This is a genomic window from Xanthobacter tagetidis, from assembly GCF_003667445.1.
Taxonomy (GTDB): domain Bacteria; phylum Pseudomonadota; class Alphaproteobacteria; order Rhizobiales; family Xanthobacteraceae; genus Xanthobacter; species Xanthobacter tagetidis.
Window position 1 is genome coordinate 1 of record NZ_RCTF01000033.1, and the last position, 16,934, is coordinate 16,934.

The 16,934-nt window shown below is 71.7% G+C and carries 14 protein-coding genes and 1 pseudogene; 3 read left to right on the forward strand and 12 right to left on the reverse strand.

What is annotated here, in order from left to right:
- Positions 1 to 8: 8 nt before the first annotated feature.
- Both D9R14_RS22490 and D9R14_RS22495 read right to left on the reverse strand, forming a co-directional pair.
- Complete coding sequence (locus D9R14_RS22490; RefSeq protein WP_121625875.1) at positions 9 to 1,058, reverse strand: DNA translocase FtsK 4TM domain-containing protein; 1,050 nt, start codon at positions 1,056 to 1,058, stop codon at positions 9 to 11.
- 15 nt (positions 1,059 to 1,073) lie between these two features.
- Positions 1,074 to 2,258, reverse strand: a complete 1,185-nt coding sequence (locus D9R14_RS22495) for an aminotransferase class I/II-fold pyridoxal phosphate-dependent enzyme (RefSeq protein WP_245420938.1) — start codon at positions 2,256 to 2,258, stop codon at positions 1,074 to 1,076.
- Between the two features lie 356 nt (positions 2,259 to 2,614).
- On the opposite strand from D9R14_RS22495, the gene D9R14_RS22500 reads away from it, so the two are divergent.
- Complete coding sequence (locus tag D9R14_RS22500; RefSeq protein WP_121625879.1) at positions 2,615 to 3,883, forward strand: serine hydrolase domain-containing protein; 1,269 nt, start codon at positions 2,615 to 2,617, stop codon at positions 3,881 to 3,883.
- A 46-nt stretch (positions 3,884 to 3,929) separates the two neighbouring features.
- Here D9R14_RS22500 and D9R14_RS22505 read toward each other — a convergent pair whose 3' ends face one another.
- The 4 genes from D9R14_RS22505 to D9R14_RS22520 form a co-directional block, all read right to left on the reverse strand.
- Entirely contained in the window at positions 3,930 to 4,751 is an 822-nt protein-coding gene (locus tag D9R14_RS22505) for an amino acid kinase family protein (RefSeq protein ID WP_121625881.1), read from the reverse strand.
- Between the two features lie 11 nt (positions 4,752 to 4,762).
- A complete protein-coding gene (locus D9R14_RS22510) occupies positions 4,763 to 5,575 on the reverse strand; it encodes an amino acid kinase family protein (RefSeq protein ID WP_121625883.1) in 813 nt (270 codons plus the stop codon).
- A gap of 211 nt (positions 5,576 to 5,786) precedes the next feature.
- Complete coding sequence (locus D9R14_RS22515) at positions 5,787 to 6,743, reverse strand: bifunctional riboflavin kinase/FAD synthetase (protein WP_121625885.1); 957 nt, start codon at positions 6,741 to 6,743, stop codon at positions 5,787 to 5,789.
- 157 nt (positions 6,744 to 6,900) lie between these two features.
- Positions 6,901 to 7,785 (reverse strand): TIGR01459 family HAD-type hydrolase, encoded by an 885-nt coding sequence (locus D9R14_RS22520; RefSeq protein WP_121625887.1) that lies wholly within the window; start codon positions 7,783 to 7,785, stop codon positions 6,901 to 6,903.
- A 153-nt stretch (positions 7,786 to 7,938) separates the two neighbouring features.
- Here D9R14_RS22520 and D9R14_RS22525 point away from each other — a divergent pair, with 153 nt between their 5' ends.
- Positions 7,939 to 8,355, forward strand: a complete 417-nt coding sequence (locus D9R14_RS22525; protein ID WP_121625889.1) for an Ohr family peroxiredoxin — start codon at positions 7,939 to 7,941, stop codon at positions 8,353 to 8,355.
- 106 nt (positions 8,356 to 8,461) lie between these two features.
- Here D9R14_RS22525 and murD read toward each other — a convergent pair whose 3' ends face one another.
- Positions 8,462 to 10,006, reverse strand: a complete 1,545-nt coding sequence (gene murD / locus D9R14_RS22530; protein WP_121625891.1) for a UDP-N-acetylmuramoyl-L-alanine--D-glutamate ligase — start codon at positions 10,004 to 10,006, stop codon at positions 8,462 to 8,464.
- Positions 10,007 to 10,287: 281 nt separating this feature from the next.
- Between murD and D9R14_RS22535 the strand changes: the two genes are divergently transcribed.
- The gene (locus D9R14_RS22535) at positions 10,288 to 10,503 is read left to right on the forward strand and encodes a YgaP family membrane protein (protein WP_121625893.1); all 216 of its coding nucleotides are present in this window, start codon (positions 10,288 to 10,290) and stop codon (positions 10,501 to 10,503) included.
- A 234-nt stretch (positions 10,504 to 10,737) separates the two neighbouring features.
- Here the strand turns inward: D9R14_RS22535 and mraY are convergent, their stop codons facing one another.
- The 5 genes and pseudogenes from mraY to D9R14_RS23230 form a co-directional block, all read right to left on the reverse strand.
- Positions 10,738 to 11,823 (reverse strand): phospho-N-acetylmuramoyl-pentapeptide-transferase, encoded by a 1,086-nt coding sequence (gene mraY, locus D9R14_RS22540; RefSeq protein ID WP_121625895.1) that lies wholly within the window; start codon positions 11,821 to 11,823, stop codon positions 10,738 to 10,740.
- 7 nt (positions 11,824 to 11,830) lie between these two features.
- Positions 11,831 to 13,306 carry a UDP-N-acetylmuramoylalanyl-D-glutamyl-2,6-diaminopimelate--D-alanyl-D-alanine ligase gene (locus D9R14_RS22545; protein WP_121625897.1) on the reverse strand — a complete coding sequence of 492 codons (1,476 nt, stop codon included), beginning with the start codon at positions 13,304 to 13,306 and terminating at the stop codon, positions 11,831 to 11,833.
- Positions 13,303 to 14,760 (reverse strand): UDP-N-acetylmuramoyl-L-alanyl-D-glutamate--2,6-diaminopimelate ligase, encoded by a 1,458-nt coding sequence (locus D9R14_RS22550; protein ID WP_245420940.1) that lies wholly within the window; start codon positions 14,758 to 14,760, stop codon positions 13,303 to 13,305. The genes D9R14_RS22545 and D9R14_RS22550 overlap by 4 nt, the downstream gene beginning before the upstream one ends.
- A 62-nt stretch (positions 14,761 to 14,822) precedes the next feature.
- On the reverse strand, positions 14,823 to 16,715 hold the full coding sequence (locus D9R14_RS22555) for a peptidoglycan D,D-transpeptidase FtsI family protein (RefSeq protein ID WP_245420939.1): 1,893 nt from the start codon (positions 16,713 to 16,715) through the stop codon (positions 14,823 to 14,825).
- An 11-nt stretch (positions 16,716 to 16,726) separates the two neighbouring features.
- Positions 16,727 to 16,934: pseudogene (locus tag D9R14_RS23230) on the reverse strand (hypothetical protein); the annotation flags it as partial.

A 16,934-nucleotide genomic window follows, 5' to 3' on the forward strand; every position in this document is an offset into this window, starting at 1 on the left:
GGGCGCCATCACTCACACCTTCCTGTCGCTGAAGGCGCGCCTGTTCCCCGGCCGCCGCCTGCCGCGCATCGCCATGGGCGGGGTCGGCGCCTTCGCCAAGGAGATGTTCGCTTCCGAGCGCCCGGCACGCCGGAGCGCGGCGGCGGCGCGTCATAGTCGCCGTCGTCGTCGGCATCGCCCTGCGGCGCCGGCGCGGCGCGGCGGCCGGCAAGGCTCGGCTCCATCCGGCTCCGCGTGTCGGCGGCCGGGCGCTCGGAAGCGAACATCTCCTTGGCGAAGGCGCCGACCCCGCCCATGGCGATGCGCGGCAGGCGGCGGCCGGGGAACAGGCGCGCCTTCAGCGACAGGAAGGTGTGAGTGATGGCGCCCAGCGAGATCGAGGTGCCGTCGTCGGCATCCTCGTCGTCCTCGTGCGCGCCGTTGACGCCGAGCGGCGTGCGCCGTCCGCCGCTGAGGGCGAAGAACAGGCCGCCGAGCGCCAGAGCGAGGCCGGCGGCCGCGATCAGGATGCCGTCCATGGGGTCGCCCCAGCCGCCGCGCAGCACGGCGGCGGCGCGCGGGAACAGGTCGCCGATCACCCCCCCGAGGCCCGCCGGGGTCGGCCAGGCGCCGAGGCGCGGCATGGCGGAGAGGAAGGCGCAGACGCCGATCACGCCCAAGGTCCAGGCGGCGAGCCGCAGCCGCGCCCGGCTGAACGGGCGGTGGGTGAGCATGCCCCAGCCCCACACCAGCAGCGGTGCGACGATGGCGATGCAGGCGAGGCCGAACAGCTGCATCAGCATGTCGGCGACCACCGCGCCGGGCCGGCCGAGCAGGTTCTTCACCGTGCCGCCGGTGGCGTTGGACAGGCTCGGGTCGCTCGCCGACCAGGTGACGAGCGCCACCATGGCCAGCATGCCGGCGGCGAGCAGGCCCGCGCCGATGATCTCCCGGCTGCGGCGGCGCACGGCCTGCTTCAGCCCGTCCGGGACGAGGCCGAGGTGCGGCACGTGGAGCGGGTCGGCGCGACCTTCCAGGCGCGAATGCATCACGGCGTCGGCGGCGGGGCGGCGGGCCATGGTTCTCCCTCTCCTTCAGGCGAGGCCGTCGAGGAGGCGGGCGAGCACCTCCTCGCAGGCGGCGAGGTCTTGCACGAGCGCGACGCGGATATAAGCGTCGCAGGGGTTCTTTCCGGAGAGGTCGCGCCGGGCGAGATAGCCGCCCGGCACCACGCGCAGGCCCTGCTCGCGCCAGAGCCTGAGCGCGGCCTGTTCGCCGCCGCCGGCGGCGGCGACGTCGAGCCACAGGAAGAAGCCGCCGCCCGGCCGCTCATAGCCGAAGCGCCCGGCGAGCATGCGGTCGGCGAGATCGAACTTGGCCTTGTAGAGATCGCGCGAGGCATCCACGTGCGCCTCGTCGCCGAGCGCGGCGACGCCGACCGCCTGCAGCGGCTCGGGCACCTGCGGCGCGGCCACCCAGCGGAAGGCGAGGAAGCTTTTCAGGAAATCGGGGTCGCCGGCGATGAAGCCGCAGCGCAGGCCCGGCAGCGACGAGCGCTTGGAGAGCGAGTTGAAGGCGAGCGCGTTGGAGAAGTCGCCGCCCGCCACCTCCAGGAGGCCGGCCGGCGTCTCGGCGCCGAGATAAATCTCCGAATAGCACTCGTCGGCGAACAGGTAGGCGCCATGGTCCCGGCACAGGCGCAGCAGTTCGGCAAGGTAAGCGGGCGAAGCCAGCGCGCCCTGCGGGTTGGCGGGCGAGGCCAGGAACACGGCGACGGTGCGCGCCATCAGCTCGGGCGTGAGCGCCGCAAGGTCCGGCAGCCAGCCGCTGTCGCGGGTGGTGGGCAGGATCACCGCCTCGCACCCGGCCGCCTCGGCGCCGGCCGCATAGGCGGCGTAGAACGGATTGGGCAGCAGCATCGCCGGCCGCCGGCCGCCATAGTCCCGGCGCGCGTCGGCAAGGCGCCGGGCGACGATGGCGGCGGAGAACAGGCCTTCGCGCGAACCGTTGAGCACCAGCACCTCGCGCTCGGCATCCACCGGCCGGGCCAGGGCGTAGCGGCGGCCGAGCCAGGCGGCGGCGGCGTCGCGGAACGCCGTGGTGCCCTCGGCGCGGGGGTAGCGGCCGAAGCCGGCAAGGGACTTGGCCAGCACGTCGCCCACGAACGGCGGCATGGCGTGCTGCGGCTCGCCCACCGCGGCGCTGAGCGGCGCGCGCGCCGGCGCCACCGGAGCGAGCAGCTCGGCGAGGCGGATGAACGGGGAACGGCGATCCTCCACGGGGGACGCCGGCGGCGCGGAATCGGACAAGGTGTTCGGCCTCGCTCGTGCCGCTCGCCGGTGGCGGAGGCGGCACTTTCTGGAGACTCGATGATGGCGCGGGACGGTTAAGGCGCGGCTAACCGGCAAACGGTCCACACGGCCTCGTCTGCGGTCTCGACAGCCTGCATGAGGTACGGCATTCTTCTGCCGTTAGGTAATCCGCCGACCGAGCCCGCCGTGAGGAAGACACATCCGTCCCCTTCGCGGCGTGTTCCTAAAACGATTTAAAGAAGCGCCATCCGCGTTGCTCCGCAGCGCGGGAACGAGGCGTCGGAAGCTCTTTGCCTCCATACCAACATCTCCCGGGAGGAGACATGCATCGGTCCCTGCTCTTGCCGGCGGCGCTGGCGCTCAGCCTCGTTTCCGCCGTCCCCGCTTTTGCCCGCAGCCCCGCGGAGGAGCTTGGCTTCTCCACAAAGGCGCTGGAGCGCATCAAGGCCGCCATGGCGCGCGAGATCGACAAGGGCACCATGCCCGGCGCCGTGACGCTGATCGCCCGCGACGGCGAGATCGTGCACTTCGAGGCGTACGGCTTCCTCGATGCGGCCAAGACCAAGCCCATGCCCAAGGACGCGGTGTTCCGCGCCTTCTCCATGACCAAGCCGTTCGTCGCGGTGGCGGCGATGATGCTGGTGGAGCGCGGCCAGCTCTCCTTGCGCGATCCGGTGGCGACCTACATCCCCGAGATGAAGGCGATGACCGTGCTCGCGGAGAAGACCGACGCCAGCGGCAAGATCACGCGCGAGGCGGTGCCGGCGACGCGCACCATGACGGTGCATGACCTTCTGCGGCACACCACCGGCCTCACCTATTCCGTGAGCGCGCCCTTCCCCGAGCTGAAGGACGCCTATCTGAAGGCGGACCTCGAAAGCCGCGACGGCGACCTCTCGCCCGAGGAATTCGTGAAGCGCCTCGCCGCGACCCCTCTCGCCTACGAGCCGGGCACGCGCTTCGAGTACGGGCTGTCGGTGGACGTGCTCGGCATCGTCGTGGAGCGTGTCAGCGGCAAGCGGCTCGACGTGTTCCTGGAGGACGAGCTGTTCAAGCCGCTCGGCATGAAGGACACGCATTTCCAGCTGACCCCAGACCAGACCGCCCGCCTTGCCGACGCGCTCGACACGGACCCGCAGAAGGTCGACGGCTGGAAGTGGGTGCGCGTGGACCAGGACCCGGGCAAGCGCTACCGCCTGGGCGGCGCCGGAACGGTGACCACGGCGCAGGACTATTTCCGCTTCGCGCAGATGATGCTGAACGGCGGCGAGCTCGACGGCGTGCGCATCCTCTCGCCGCGCACGGTGGACTTCATGCTGTCCGACCACACGCTCGGGCTCGGCGGCTCCACCGCCGGCACCACCGGGCCGGGCTACGGCTTCGGGCTCGGCTTCGGCATCCGCCGCCAGGAGGGCATGGCGGTGGTGCCCGGATCGCCGGGCGACGCCATGTGGGCGGGGGCCGGCGGCACCAGCTTCACCATCGATCCGAAGGAGGACCTGGTGGGCGTGTTCATGGCCGCGGCGCCGACGCCGCGGGTCCACACCCGCATGCTGTTCAAGAACCTGATGTACGGCGCGATGACCGAGTGAGCGGACGGCGCACCCGCTTGGCGGCGGGTGCTCTCCCCGGCGGGCGTCAGTTCCGGCGCGCGCCGGTATGGACGATGGTGCCCACGTGCTCGCCCCTGAGCGCCGCCGTGAGGCGGCCGGGCACGAGCCCGTTCACCACCTGCACCCGCTCGATGTGGCGGGCGGTGGCCATCACCTCCACCAGCGCGCGGTCGAACGGCAGCGTCCCCGCCGTGCCTGCGAGTTCCGCCGCGCTGGTCTCCGGCACGAAGGTCGCCTTGTCCCCGCCGGCGCCGTTGGGATCGGCGCTGTACACCCCGTCCACGTCCTCGACGATGGTGAGGCCGGCGGCGCCCAGCGCGTCCGCCACCAGGAAGGCGCCGGTGTCGGCGCGGTGGATCGGCAGGCGCGAGCCCGGGAATTCGTGGTGGTGGTAGGGCGGGAACGCGCTGCCCACCACCGCGCGGGCTGCGGTGAGGTGGATCGCCAGCTGGTTGGCGATGGTCGGGTGCTCGATATAGGACACCCCGTCCGGCGCCAGCATGGCCGCGAGGATATGGCCGTTCTGGCCGGCCTCGCTGGCGGCGAGCGGCGCCAGCGAGCCCACCGGCAGGCCGAGATCGAGGCCGACGCTGTAGAGATGCCGGGCGCGCACGCCGGCGCCGGTGAGGATCAGCAGGCGGTGCTCCGGCAGCAAGCTGTGGATCTCCTCCACCATGGGAAGGATCGCCTGCGGCCCGCGGTCCATGATGGAGCGGCCGCCGATCTTCACCACCTGCAGCCAGGGCAGCAGGCGGATCGGCTTCACGCCGGCCACCGGGCGGGTGAGCTGGCCGTCGAGGAGGGTCTGGCTCGCGAGCGGCGAGGCCACGTGCTTGATGGCGGACATGGTCGTGCTCCTCAGCGCGCGGTGATGATGGTGCCCACATGCTCGCCGGCGAGCGCGCGGGTGAGGTTGCCGGGCTTGAGGCCGTTCACCACCTGCACCTGCCGCACGTGGCGCGCCTTCTTGAGCAGATCGAGCATCGGGAATTCGAGGATGGAATCGGCCAGGCCGCGCGCCAGCATCTCGTCGACCGAGATTTTCGGGATGAAGGTCGCGTCCTTGGCGGTCTTGGGGTTGGCGCTGTAGAGGCCGTCCTCGTCCTTCACATAGACCATCGCCTTGCAGCCGAACTGCTCGGCCAGCAGGAAGCAGCCGGCATCGGTGCGGTAGGGCGGGATCACGCCTTCGGCGGCGGGGCGGGTCCACAGGCCGTAGGGCGGCATGCCGCTGAACACCACCGCGTTCACCTCGGCGAGGTAGAGCGGCACGGCCGAGAGCCCGGCGCCGTCCACCATGGAGATGCCGTGCTTGGCCAGAAGCTGGCCGAGCATGGCGGCGTTCTGGTCCGCCACCGAGGCGCCGAGCTGCGAGAGCACGCCGGCCGGCAGGTTCAGCTCGGCGGCGATCGAATAGAGGTGGCGGGCGCGGGTGCCGGCGCCGGTGCCGATCAGCAGCTTGTGCGTCTTGCGGGCGGCGACGATCTCGTCCACCAGCGGATAGACCGCCGCGCGGCCGCGGTCGATCATGCTCTGGCCGCCGATCTTGATCACCGTGGCGTCGGGCAGGATGCGAAAGTCCGCCGCCGCGTCCGCCGCGGCGAGAAGCTCGGGGTCGGTCAGCGAACGCTGCATGAGCAGCGCGTCCAGCTCCGCCGTCGTATGGGCCATAAGTGTGCCTTTCCTTGCCACGGCCGCCCACCCTGCGCCCATGGGGGCGGCAGGGCGCGGCCGAACCGGTTGGCGCCCGGCTCCGGCCAGGCGCGCCGCACGGGCGAGCCGCGGTCATGCGACGGAGCGCTCGGCTCAGCCTTATCTTGTATCAAAACAGATACAAGATGGCAGGTGCGCGCGGGCAGGCCTCGCCAGGCCCTCGGGGCGCCTACTCCGCGTTGCCGGACAGCACCGCGCGGGCCTGGGCCGAATCCAGGTGCATCTGGGCGATGAGCGGCGCGATGCCGTCGAACTTCAGCTCGGGCCGCAGGTAGGCGGCAAGCTCCACCTCCAGCGCGGCGCCGTAGAGGTCGCCGGAGAAGTCGAACAGATAGACCTCGAACAGCGGCCGGCCGTTGTCGAAGGTGGGCCGGCGGCCGTAGCTCGCCACCCCGTCGAGCCGGCGCATGCCGTGCCAGGCGCGCACCGCATAGACGCCGAAGGCGAGTTCGGCGCCCTCGGGCAGCTCCAGGTTGGCGGTGGGAAAGCCCAGCTCCCGCCCGCGCTTGTCGCCGTGGATCACCCGCGCGGTGAAGGAGAAGGGCCGCCCCAGCATGTGCGCCGCATGGCCCACCTGGCCCGCCGCCAGCGCGTTGCGGATGCCGGTGGAGGAGATGGCGTCGCCCTCGTCGCGCATGGGCTCGACCACCGCGACCTGGAAGCCGTGGCGCGCGCCGGCCTCCTTCAGGAAGGCGGGCGAGCCGGCGCGGGCGCGGCCGAAGTGGAAGTCGAAGCCCACGGCGACCCCGCTTACGCCATAGCGGCCGACCAGGATGTCGGCGACGAAGGCCTCCGCCTCCACCGCCGCCAGGGCGGCGTCGAAATCGAGCACCACCGCCCCGTCGAGGCCCGCCTCGGCCAGCTGGGCGAGCTTCGCCGGCTCGGGCGTGAGGCGGAAGGGGGCGGTCTTGGGGGAGAAGAAGGCCCGCGGGTGCGGCTCGAAGGTCAGCGCCAGCGCCGCCACGCCCTCGTCCTGGGCCATGGCGCGCGCGGCGTCGATCACCGCCCGGTGTCCGCGGTGGACGCCGTCGAAATTGCCGATCGCGAGCACCGGCCGGGCGAGGCGCTCGGGCACGGCGTCGGCGTTGCGCAGAACGGTGAAGACGTCGGGAAGGGAGTTCTGCATGAGCGGCGGGGGCCTCGGCTCGTTCGGGACGGGCGGCCGTCCGGCGCCTGGGGCGCACGCGCTCCGGTCGCCCGATCGGCCCGCCTCACGCGCCCATCGGCGCGTCCTCTAGGCGCAGGCGGCACGGGCCGTCAAGCGATCCGCGCCGACGGCGCCCTCACCAGGCGAGGCGCGGCATCACTCCGCGCGGATGAGCGTGCCCGTCGAACAGGGCCGAGAGCGAGGCCTCGTCGGGCACCGCGCCGTCCACCGCATTCAGCTCGCCCGCATGGATTCCGCTGGCGATGAACAGGCTGTCGAAGCCGGCATCGTTGGCCCCGGCGATGTCGGTGCGCAGCGCGTCGCCGATGCCGAGCACGCGCTCCTTCGCCACCGGCGCGCCGCGCAGCTCCGTCGCCCGGGCGAGCGCCGCCTCGTAGATCGGGCGATGGGGCTTGCCGCAATAGACCGCCGCGCCGCCGATCTCCTCATAGGCCTGGGCGATGGCGCCGGCGCAGTAGACCAGCTTCTCGCCGCGCTCCACCACCAGGTCCGGATTGGCGCAGATGAACGGCAGAGCGCGCGCCTTCATGCGGCCGAGCAGGTCGCGATAGTCGTCCGGCGTCTCCACCTCGTCGTCGAGCAGGCCGGTGCAGACGGTGATGTCGGCATCCTCCATCGACGCCTTCACCATGTCGAGGCCGTCGAAGGTGCCGATGTCGCGCTCCGGCCCGAGATGGAACACCTTCACGCCCGGCCGCGCCGCGATCAGCGCCCGCGTCACGTCGCCGGAAGTGACCACGTCGTCATAGGCCGAGCGCGGCACGCCGAGGCGGTCGAGCATCTTCACGATGAAGGGATTGGGCCGCGGCGCGTTGGAGACGAGGAGCACCGTGCGCCCGCCTTCGCGCGCCCGGGTCAGCGCGTCGGCCGCCGCCGGAAAGGCGGTGATGCCGTTGTGCACAACGCCCCAGACGTCGCAGAGGATCAGGTCGTAATCGTCCGCGAACACCGACAATCCGGGCACGAGGGGCGGGAACAGGGCGCTCGCGGTATCGGCCATCAGGGTCTCCGTCTGTTGCGGCGCACAGGTAGAACGGGCGCTGCCGATCCACAAGGCCGGGAGCAACAGGAACGCCCCGCGCGCTGCGCAGTTCTATAGGGATTGCATCCGGCGCCGGAGGGCGGCGGCCGGGCAGATCAAGGGGAGCAGCCAATGGCGTTCGAGACCCTCTTCACCGCCACCGCGACCGCCAAGGGCGGGCGGCATGGGCATTCGCAGACTTCGGACGGCTCCGTTTCCGTCGACCTCGGCATGCCGAAGAACGGCGTGCTGGAGCAGGGGAAGACCACGCCGGAGCACCTGTTCGCCGCCGGCTACGCCGCCTGCTTCGGCAGCGCCTTGGAGGCGGTGGCGAAGCGCAAGGGAGTGGATGCCTCGCAGGGCGAAGTCACTGTCGCCGCAAGCCTCGGCAAGGTGGAGGACGGGTTCGCGCTGGCGGTGAAGATCACCGGCCGCATTCCCGGCCAGGACCAGGCGGCGATGCAGGCGCTGCTGGAGGAGGCGCACCGGATGTGCCCCTATTCCAAGGCGACCCGCGGCAATATCGAAGCGACCGTGACGGCGGCCTGAGGCCGGGGGATTTGCCGGAACTGTCCCGCGGAATCCCGACGAAGTCCCGCCGAAAATCCCTCAGAGTCCACCCGGTCCCGTCAAATCCCGCGGGGTCCGGTCCCACTCACCGGCCGGGCGGCTTTCCGCCCGGATGCCCCGCCGGATGCCCGCCCATCCCGGGCGGCATGCCAGAGGACGGACCATGGGGCATGCCATGCGGCGGACCGCCGCGCGCCGGCTCGGCCCGCTGGGCCACCGGCGCGGTGGACTTCGGGTTCGCCGTCACGCCCGGAAGGCCGGTGACGAGGTCGCGGAAGGCGTCGCCCCTCACCTCGAAGTTGGGATACTGGTCGAAGCTCGCGCAGGCGGGCGAGAGCAGCACCACGGGGTGGGCGAGGCCGGACGCCTCAGCGTCGCGCGCCGCCGCGGCGACCGCCTGGTCGAGCGTGCCGGCGATCTCGTGCGCCACGGCGCCGCCCAGGGCATGGGCGAAGTCCTGCGCCGCCTCGCCGATCAGATAGGCCTTGCGCACCCGCCCGAAATGCGGCGCCAGCGGATCGATGCCGCCGGCCTTGGGCTTGCCGCCGGCGATCCAGAAGATGTCCTCGAACGAGAGCAGCGCCCGCTCGGCCGCGTCCGCATTGGTGGCCTTGCTGTCGTTGACGAACAGCACGTCGCCCTTGCGGCCGACCTCCTCCATGCGGTGGGCGAGGCCCGGGAAGCGCTTCATGGCGACGGCGATCACCTCCGGGGCGAGGCCGAGCGCCCGCACCGCAGCGAACGCCGCGGCCGCGTTCTGGGCATTGTGGGCGCCGCGCAGGGAGCCGATGCCGCCCAAGGGCAGGCGGAAGCGCTCGGCGCCGCCTTCGGACACCACCAGGCTCTCGCCGTCGCGCCAGATGCCGTCGGGCAGCGGGCGGCGCACCGAGACGCGCACCACATGGGTGCCGGCGCGCTCGGCCCGGTCGGCCATGGCGGCGGAGAAGTCGTCGTCCACCCCGACCACGGCGGTGCCGCCGCCCTCGACGCCGGTGATGAGCCGCTCCTTCACCGCGGCGTAGTTCTCCAGCGTGCCGTGCCGGTCGAGATGGTCCGGCGTGATGTTGAGCTGGATGCCCACGGAGGGATCGAGGCTGGGGGAAAGGTCGATCTGGTAGGAGGAGCATTCCACCACATGCACCCGCCCCGGCTTGGGCGGAGCCAGCGAGAGGATGGCGGTGCCGATATTGCCGCCCATCTGCACGTCGCGGCCGGCGGTGCGCAGCAGATGGGCGATCAGCGCCGTGGTGGTGGACTTGCCGTTGGTGCCGGTGATGGCGATGAACGGCGAGCGGCGCGCGCTCGCCTGCCGCTCGCGGCAGAACAGTTCGATGTCGCCGATCACTTCCACCCCGGCATTGCGGGCGAGCGCCACCGACCAGTGCGGCGCGGGATGGGTGAGCGGCACGCCGGGCGCCAGCACCAGGGCGGCGATGCCGCCCCAGTCGATGGACCTCAGGTCCTGGACCTCGATGCCCTCCGCCTGCGCCTTGAGGCGGGAGCGCTCGGCATCGTCGAAGGCGACGACACGGGCGCCGCCGGCGATGAGGGCCAAGGCGGTGGGGATGCCGGACCCGCCCAGCCCGAAAAGGGCAACGGTGCGGTCCTTGAACACGGTGACGGGGATCATCGGGCAATCTTCTCTTCGGCAAAGGGACGCGCGGCGCAAAGCCCGCCATTGTCGTCTAATTCGCCTCAGCGCCCGAGGAAAGCGGCTTTGCGCGCGGCGAGCCTTCGGGGACGGGCGGGGCGGGTGCGCGGCGCGCCGCGACACAGTGCCCTTGGGGGAAATCCCGGCGTTGACTTCCCGTCACATTAAAAACATTGAATGTGGTATCGTTCGCGCGGTGCCGACAGCGCCGCGCAGTCCCGTCGTCACGCGTTCTCGTCGTCATTCAAGGGAGATCGGCCATGGCCAATGTGGGCGGCATCGACCGCATCCTGCGCTTCGTCGTCGGCATCGTGCTGGTGCTGGTGCCTTTCGTCGCCCCGACCGTTCCGGCGCTCGCCGGGCTCGGCAACTGGGCCTGGCTGATCGGCGCATGGGGGCTCGCCATGGTGCTCACCGCCGCCTTCCGCTTCTGCCCGGCCTATCCGCTGCTGGGCATCAACACCTGCGGGAAATAGCCCGCGGCCTGGCCGTGTGCGTTCAAGATTGAGAGCGAACCGGACGCCCTCTCCCGCTTGCGGGGGAGGGTTGGGGAGGGGGCAGGCGAGGCTGGGCGTTCACCGGCGTTCGGCGCAGCGCGCAGGACTTCCCCCACCCTGCCCTCCCCCGCAAGCGGGAGAGGGTTCTGCGTCGCGCCAGATCCGCCGCGGCAATTCAAACCGACGTGCGACCGGCGCTCCCCAGCCGCGCCCTCAGCGCAGCTTCAGCGTGGCGAGGCCGGCCAGCGCCAGCACCACGGCGATGATCCAGAAGCGGATCACCACCTGCGGCTCGGTCCAGCCGAGCTGCTCGAAATGGTGGTGGATCGGCGCCATCTTGAACACGCGCTTGCCGGTGAGCTTGAACGAGACCACCTGCACGATCACCGAGACCGCCTCCAGCACGAACAGGCCGCCGATCACCGCCAGCACGATCTCGTGCTTGGTGGCCACCGCGATGGTGCCGAGCAGGCCGCCCAGCGCCAGCGAGCCGGTGTCGCCCATGAAGATCTGCGCCGGCGGCGCATTGAACCACAGGAAGCCGAGGCCGGCGCCCATCAGCGCGCCGCAGATCACCGCCAGCTCGCCGACGCCGGCCACGTAGTGGATCTGCAGGTAGTCCGCGAACACCACGTTGCCCGAGAGATAGGCGATGAAGCCGAACGAGCCGGCGGCGATCATCACCGGCACGATGGCGAGGCCGTCGAGCCCGTCGGTCAGGTTCACTGCATTGCCGGCGGCGACGATCACGAAGGCGCCGAAGATCGCGAAGAACACGCCGAGGTCGAGCAGCAGATCCTTGAAGAAGGGGAACGCCACCGAGGTGGAAAGCCCGCTCTTGCCGGCATTCATCATCACCACCACGGCGACGCCCGCGATCACCGCCTCGATGGCGAGGCGGGTCTTGCCGGACAGGCCGTTATGGGTCTGCTTCGTGACCTTGAGATAGTCGTCGTAGAAGCCGATGAGCCCGAAGCCGAGCGTCACCATCAGCACCATCCAGACATAGGCGTTGGAAAGGTTCGCCCACAGGAGCGTCGCCACCAGCAGCCCGGAGAGGATCATCAGCCCGCCCATGGTGGGCGTGCCCTTCTTGGTGATGAGGTGCGACTGCGGCCCGTCGGTGCGGATCGGCTGGCCCTTGCCCTGCTTCAGGCGCAGCGTCGAGATGATGCCCGGGCCGAACAGGAACACGAACAGCAGCGCCGTGACCACCGCCCCGCCGGTGCGGAAGGTGATGTAGCGGAACACGTTGAAGGCGGTGAATTCCTGGTGCAGCAGGGCCAGCCACTGGAGCATGAAAGGGTCATCCTTCGAGAGAAGCGTCCTCGCCGGAGCGGAAGCGTTCGGTCAGGCTCTTCACCAGCGGGCCCATGCGGCTGCCGTTGGAGCCCTTCACCATCAGCGTGTCGCCGGCGCGGATCGCCGCTGCCACCATGGGTTCGAGATGTGTCGCGTGCACCGCATAGCCGCCCCGACGCTCCGGGGGAAGCGCCTGCCACAGGGCATGCATGTGCGGCCCGCAGCAGAACACCTGGTCGATGCGGTCCGCGACGATGGCCTCGGCAAGGCCGGCATGGAGCGCATCGGCCTCCGCGCCCAGCTCCAGCATGTCGCCGAGCACGGCAACGCGGCGCCCGCGCGGCCCCACCGGGGTCCGGCCGAGCACGTCGATGGCGGCGCGCATGGAGGCCGGGTTGGCGTTGTAGCTCTCGTCGATGAGGGTCGCCTCGCCGCCCTTCACCGCCAGCAGGACCGGCACGCCGCGCCCCGGCGGCGGCTTGAGGCGGCCGAGCGCCAGCGCGGCGAGCGCGAGGTCGGCGCCCAGCAGCTTCGCGGCGGCGAGCACCGCCAGCATGTTCTGCACGATGTGGCGCCCCGGCATGCCAACCTTGAGGGTGATCGGCGTGCCCATCACGTCCACCACCGCCACCGAGCAGTGGGGCTTGAGCGCCACGTCGGTGAGGCGCACGTCGGCGCCGTCCGCTGCGCCGAACGTGACGATGCGGCCGACGCCCCTGGCCTCGGCGGATGCCTTGAGGCGGGCGAAGTGGGGATTGTCGAGGTTCAGCACTGCGGTGCCGCCCGGCTCCAGCCCGTCGAAGATTTCCGCCTTGGCGTCGGCGATCTCCTCGACGGAGTTGAACTGGGCGATGTGCACCGGCTCCACCGTGGTGATGATCGCCACCTGCGGGCGCACCATCCTCACCAGCGGCGTGATCTCGCCGGGATGGTTCATGCCGATCTCGAACACGCCGAAGCGCGCCTCCGGCGGCAGGCGGGCGAGGGAGAGCGGCACGCCCCAATGGTTGTTGTAGGAGGCGGCGGAGGCGTGGGTCTCCCCGTCCGCAGCAAGCGCGAGGCGCAGCGCTTCCTTGGTGGTGGTCTTGCCGACCGATCCCGTCACCGCGACGATGCCGGCGCCGGAGCGCGCGCGCGCGGCCCAGCCGGTGGCCTCCAGGGCATGCAGCACGTCCTCGACCACGAGGAGCCGCGCGTCGGCGGCGAAGGCGCCGGCCTTCGCGCGCGCCACCACGCACAGCGCCGCCCCGGCCGCCAGCGCCGCCTCCACATAGGCATGGCCGTCCGTCTTCTCGCCGGCGATGGCGAAGAAGGCGTCGCCCGGCTTCAGCGAGCGTGTGTCGATGGAGATGCCGGTGACCGGATGCGCCGTGCCCGCGAGCTGCCCGCCGGTGGCCGCAGCCAGCGCCTCGGGCGTGAACAGCGGGCGCGCCGGTGCCTCTTCGTTCGCGACCCGCGCCGCGCCGCCTGCCGAATTCATGCGCCTGTCTCCTCCAAAGCGGCGCGCACCGCCGCAGCGTCCGAGAACGGATAGGTTCGCTCGCCGATGATTTGGCCGGTTTCGTGGCCCTTGCCCGCAACCACGAGGGCATCCCCACCTTCCAGCATCCGGACGGCGGTGCGGATGGCTTCGCCGCGGTCGCCGATCTCCCGCGCGCCGGGGGCGGCGGCGAGGATCTGCGCGCGGATCGCGGCCGGGGCCTCCGAGCGCGGATTGTCGTCGGTGACGATCACGAGGTCCGCCTTTTCGGCGGCGATGGCGCCCATCAGCGGGCGCTTGCCCGCGTCGCGGTCGCCGCCGCAGCCGAACACGCAGACGAGCCGGCCCGGCACCGCGCCGCGCAGGGTGTCGAGCACGGCGGCGAGCGCCTCCGGCTTGTGGGCATAGTCCACGAACACGAGCCGCTTCGGATCGCTGCCGATCCGCTCCAGCCGTCCCGGCACGCCGGCAAGGTGGGCCATGGCGGCCAGCGCATCGCCGCGGGGCGCGCCGCCGGCGATGGCGAGCCCGGCGGCGAGCAGCGCGTTGTCAGCCTGGAAGCGGCCCACCAGCGGCACCCGCACCGCGAGGCCGTCGGCGAAGCGCACCACTTGGCCGTCGCCGTCGGCGTCGATGCCGGCGACGGCGATCTGCGCGCCCCGGCCCGCATCGCCGATGCCGATCGTGGGCAGGCCGCGGGTGCGCGCCCAGGCGAGCGCGGTGGCGGCAAACGGCGCGTCGAGCACGCCCACCGCCGGGGCCTGCGGCGGCATCACCTCGGTGAAGAGGCGCAGCTTGGCCTTGAAGTAGGCGTCCATGGTGGGATGGTAGTCGAGATGGTCGCGGCCGAGATTGGTGAAGCCGCCGGCCGCGAGGCGCACCCCGTCGAGCCGGCGCTGGTCGAGCCCGTGCGAGGAGGCCTCCAGCGCCATGTGGGTGACGCCCTCGCCGGCGAGGCGGTCGAGCGTCGCGTGCAGCTCCACCGGGTCGGGCGTGGTGAGGCTGCCATAGGTGGCGCCGTCCGGCGCGACCAGGCCGATGGTGCCGAGATAGGCCGCTCTGTGGCCGAGCCGCTGCCACATCTGGCGCAGGAAATAGGCCACCGAGGTCTTGCCGGCGGTGCCGGTCACGGCGGCGATGGTCGCCGGCTGGCGCGGATAGAAGCGCGCCGCCGCAAGGCTCAGCGCGCGGCGCACGTCGAGCGCGAAGGCGAACGACACGCCGGCGGGCGCGGCCGGCAGTTGCCCGGCCGGCTCCATCAGAACCGCCGTGGCGCCGCGGGCGATCGCGTCGGGGATGAAGCGCGCGCCGTCGGCGCGGGAGCCGGGCACCGCGACGAACAGGAAGCCGGGCGCGACCTGGCGACTGTCGGCGGTGACGCCGCCGATCGCCACGGCCGCGCCATCGCCGGCGACGATCCGGGCGTGGCCTTCGAGCAGGTGTCCCAGGGTCATCATGGTCATCGGGGCTCCTTCTGGCACCCCTTTTGGCGGGCTGCCATCCCGCCGCCCGGCGGTCAGCGCATGCCCACCCGCTGGGAGGCGCGCAGGATCTGCTCGGCATTGGGCAGGTTCTGGCGCGGCGAGAGGCCGAGCATGGGCGCGATGCGCTCGACGATCTTGCCCGCGGTGGGCGCCGCGTTCCAGCCGGAGGTGGCGTAGCCGTGGGTCTCCGCGGTGGGCTTCGGCTCGTCGAGCATCACCAGCACCAGGTATTTCGGCTTGTCCATGGGGAAGACGGCGGTGAAGGAGGTGAGCAGCTTGTTCTTGGCGTAGCGTCCGTTCACCACCTTCTCGGCGGTGCCGGTCTTGCCGCCGACCAGATAACCCGGCACCTCGGCCTTGCCGGCGGTGCCCTTCTCGGCGTTGAGGCGGAACAGATAGCGCATCTTGTCGGAGGTCTCGGGCTTCAGCACCCGCGTCGCCACCTTGCGCGCCTCGTCCTCGTCGCGCTTGAGGAAGGTGGGCGGGATCAGATAGCCGCCGTTCACCATGGAATTGACCGCCATCACCGCCTGGAGCGGGGCGACCGAGAGGCCGTGGCCGAACGCGATGGTGGCCGAGTTCACCTCGCCCCAGCGCTTGGGCACGATGGGCATGGAGCTTTCCGGCAGCTCGGTGACGAGGCGGTCGAGCTGGCCCATCTTCTTGAGGAACGCCTTGTGCGCTTCCACGCCCAGCGACAGCACCATCTTGGCGGTGCCCACATTGGACGAGACGAGGAAGATCTCGGGCACGCTCAGCACCCGGTTCTCCGCGTGATAGTCGGAAATCTTGAACCGCCCGAACGACATGGCGCCGCGCGCGTCGAACGAGGAATTGAGCCCGATGCGCCCCGAATCGAGCGCCATGGCGAACGACAGCGCCTTGAAGGTCGAGCCCATCTCGTAGACGCCGGTGGTGAGGCGGTTCAGATAGGCCTGATCGGTGGGGTCGCCCGACTGGTTGGGGTCGTAGTCCGGCAGCGACACCATGGCGATGATCTCGCCCGTGGTCACGTCGGTCACGAGGCCCATGGCGTGCAGCGCCGAGAACTTGGCCTTGGCGGCGGCCAGTTCGTCGCGCACCGCGTGCTGCACCCTCACGTCCATGGAGAGCGCGACCGGCTCCTGCTGCCGGTCGGTGGCGAAGCCGGCAAGGTGGAGGTCGGCGAGGCCGCCTTTGTCGATATACTTCTCCAGCCCGGCGATGCCCTGGTTGTCCACGTTCACGCCGCCGATCACGTGCGACAGGATCGGCCCGTCGGGATAGACGCGGCGGTTCTCGCGGATGAAGCCGATGCCCGGCAGGCCGAGCCGGAAGATGGCGCGCTGCTGGGCCGGGGTGATCTCGCGCCGCAGCCAGGCGAAGCCGCGCCCGGAGTTGAGGCGCGTGCGCACCTCCCTCACGTTGAGGTCCGGCAGCACCTTCAGCAGGCCTTCGAGCGCCTCGTCGGGATCGATCAGGCGGCGCGGCTCGGCGAACAGCGAGGGCGACTTCACGTCGATCGCCACCACGTCGCCGTTACGGTCGAGGATGTCGGGCCGGGCCGAGGCGAGTGCGTCCGAGCCGCCGCGCCGGCTCTGCTTGGGGTCGGTGAGGCCGAGATGCACCAACTGGCCGGCGATGGCGAGGAAGACCAGGCAGAAGGCGCCGGCCATCAGCTTGAGGCGCGAGCGCGCGACCGTGGCCGGGTCGCCCCGGTCCAGGCCGGCGAGGCCGCGCAGGAAGAAGCGCGTTCCGGCATAGGCGCCGCGGCCGAGCACGCGGGCGAGGCCAAACAGGCCGACGGCGGTGCTGCGGGCGAGCCGGGCGAGGCGGTACGCGCCCCACCCGCCGATCTGACCGGCGGCGCGCAGCACCCGCGCGGCGCCGGAGGCAAGCGCGCGGCCGAGGGTTTGGGCGAAGGAGAGCGGGGGCTGGGATGCCATGGCGGTCCTTCTCAGCGGTTGCCGGACAGGAAGCCGGGCGGGAACAGCGGGGCGAGCGCGTCGAACAAGCCGGGCGGCTTCGGCGGCTGGGGCTCCGGCTCCGGCGCGGCCGGAACGGGGGCCTGCGCCGGGGTGCGCTGGGCGGTCTGCGGGCGGGGCGGTGCGGGCGGCTTCGGCGCGGAGGGCTGGCGCAGCGCCGAGGCGGCCGGCACGCCGGGC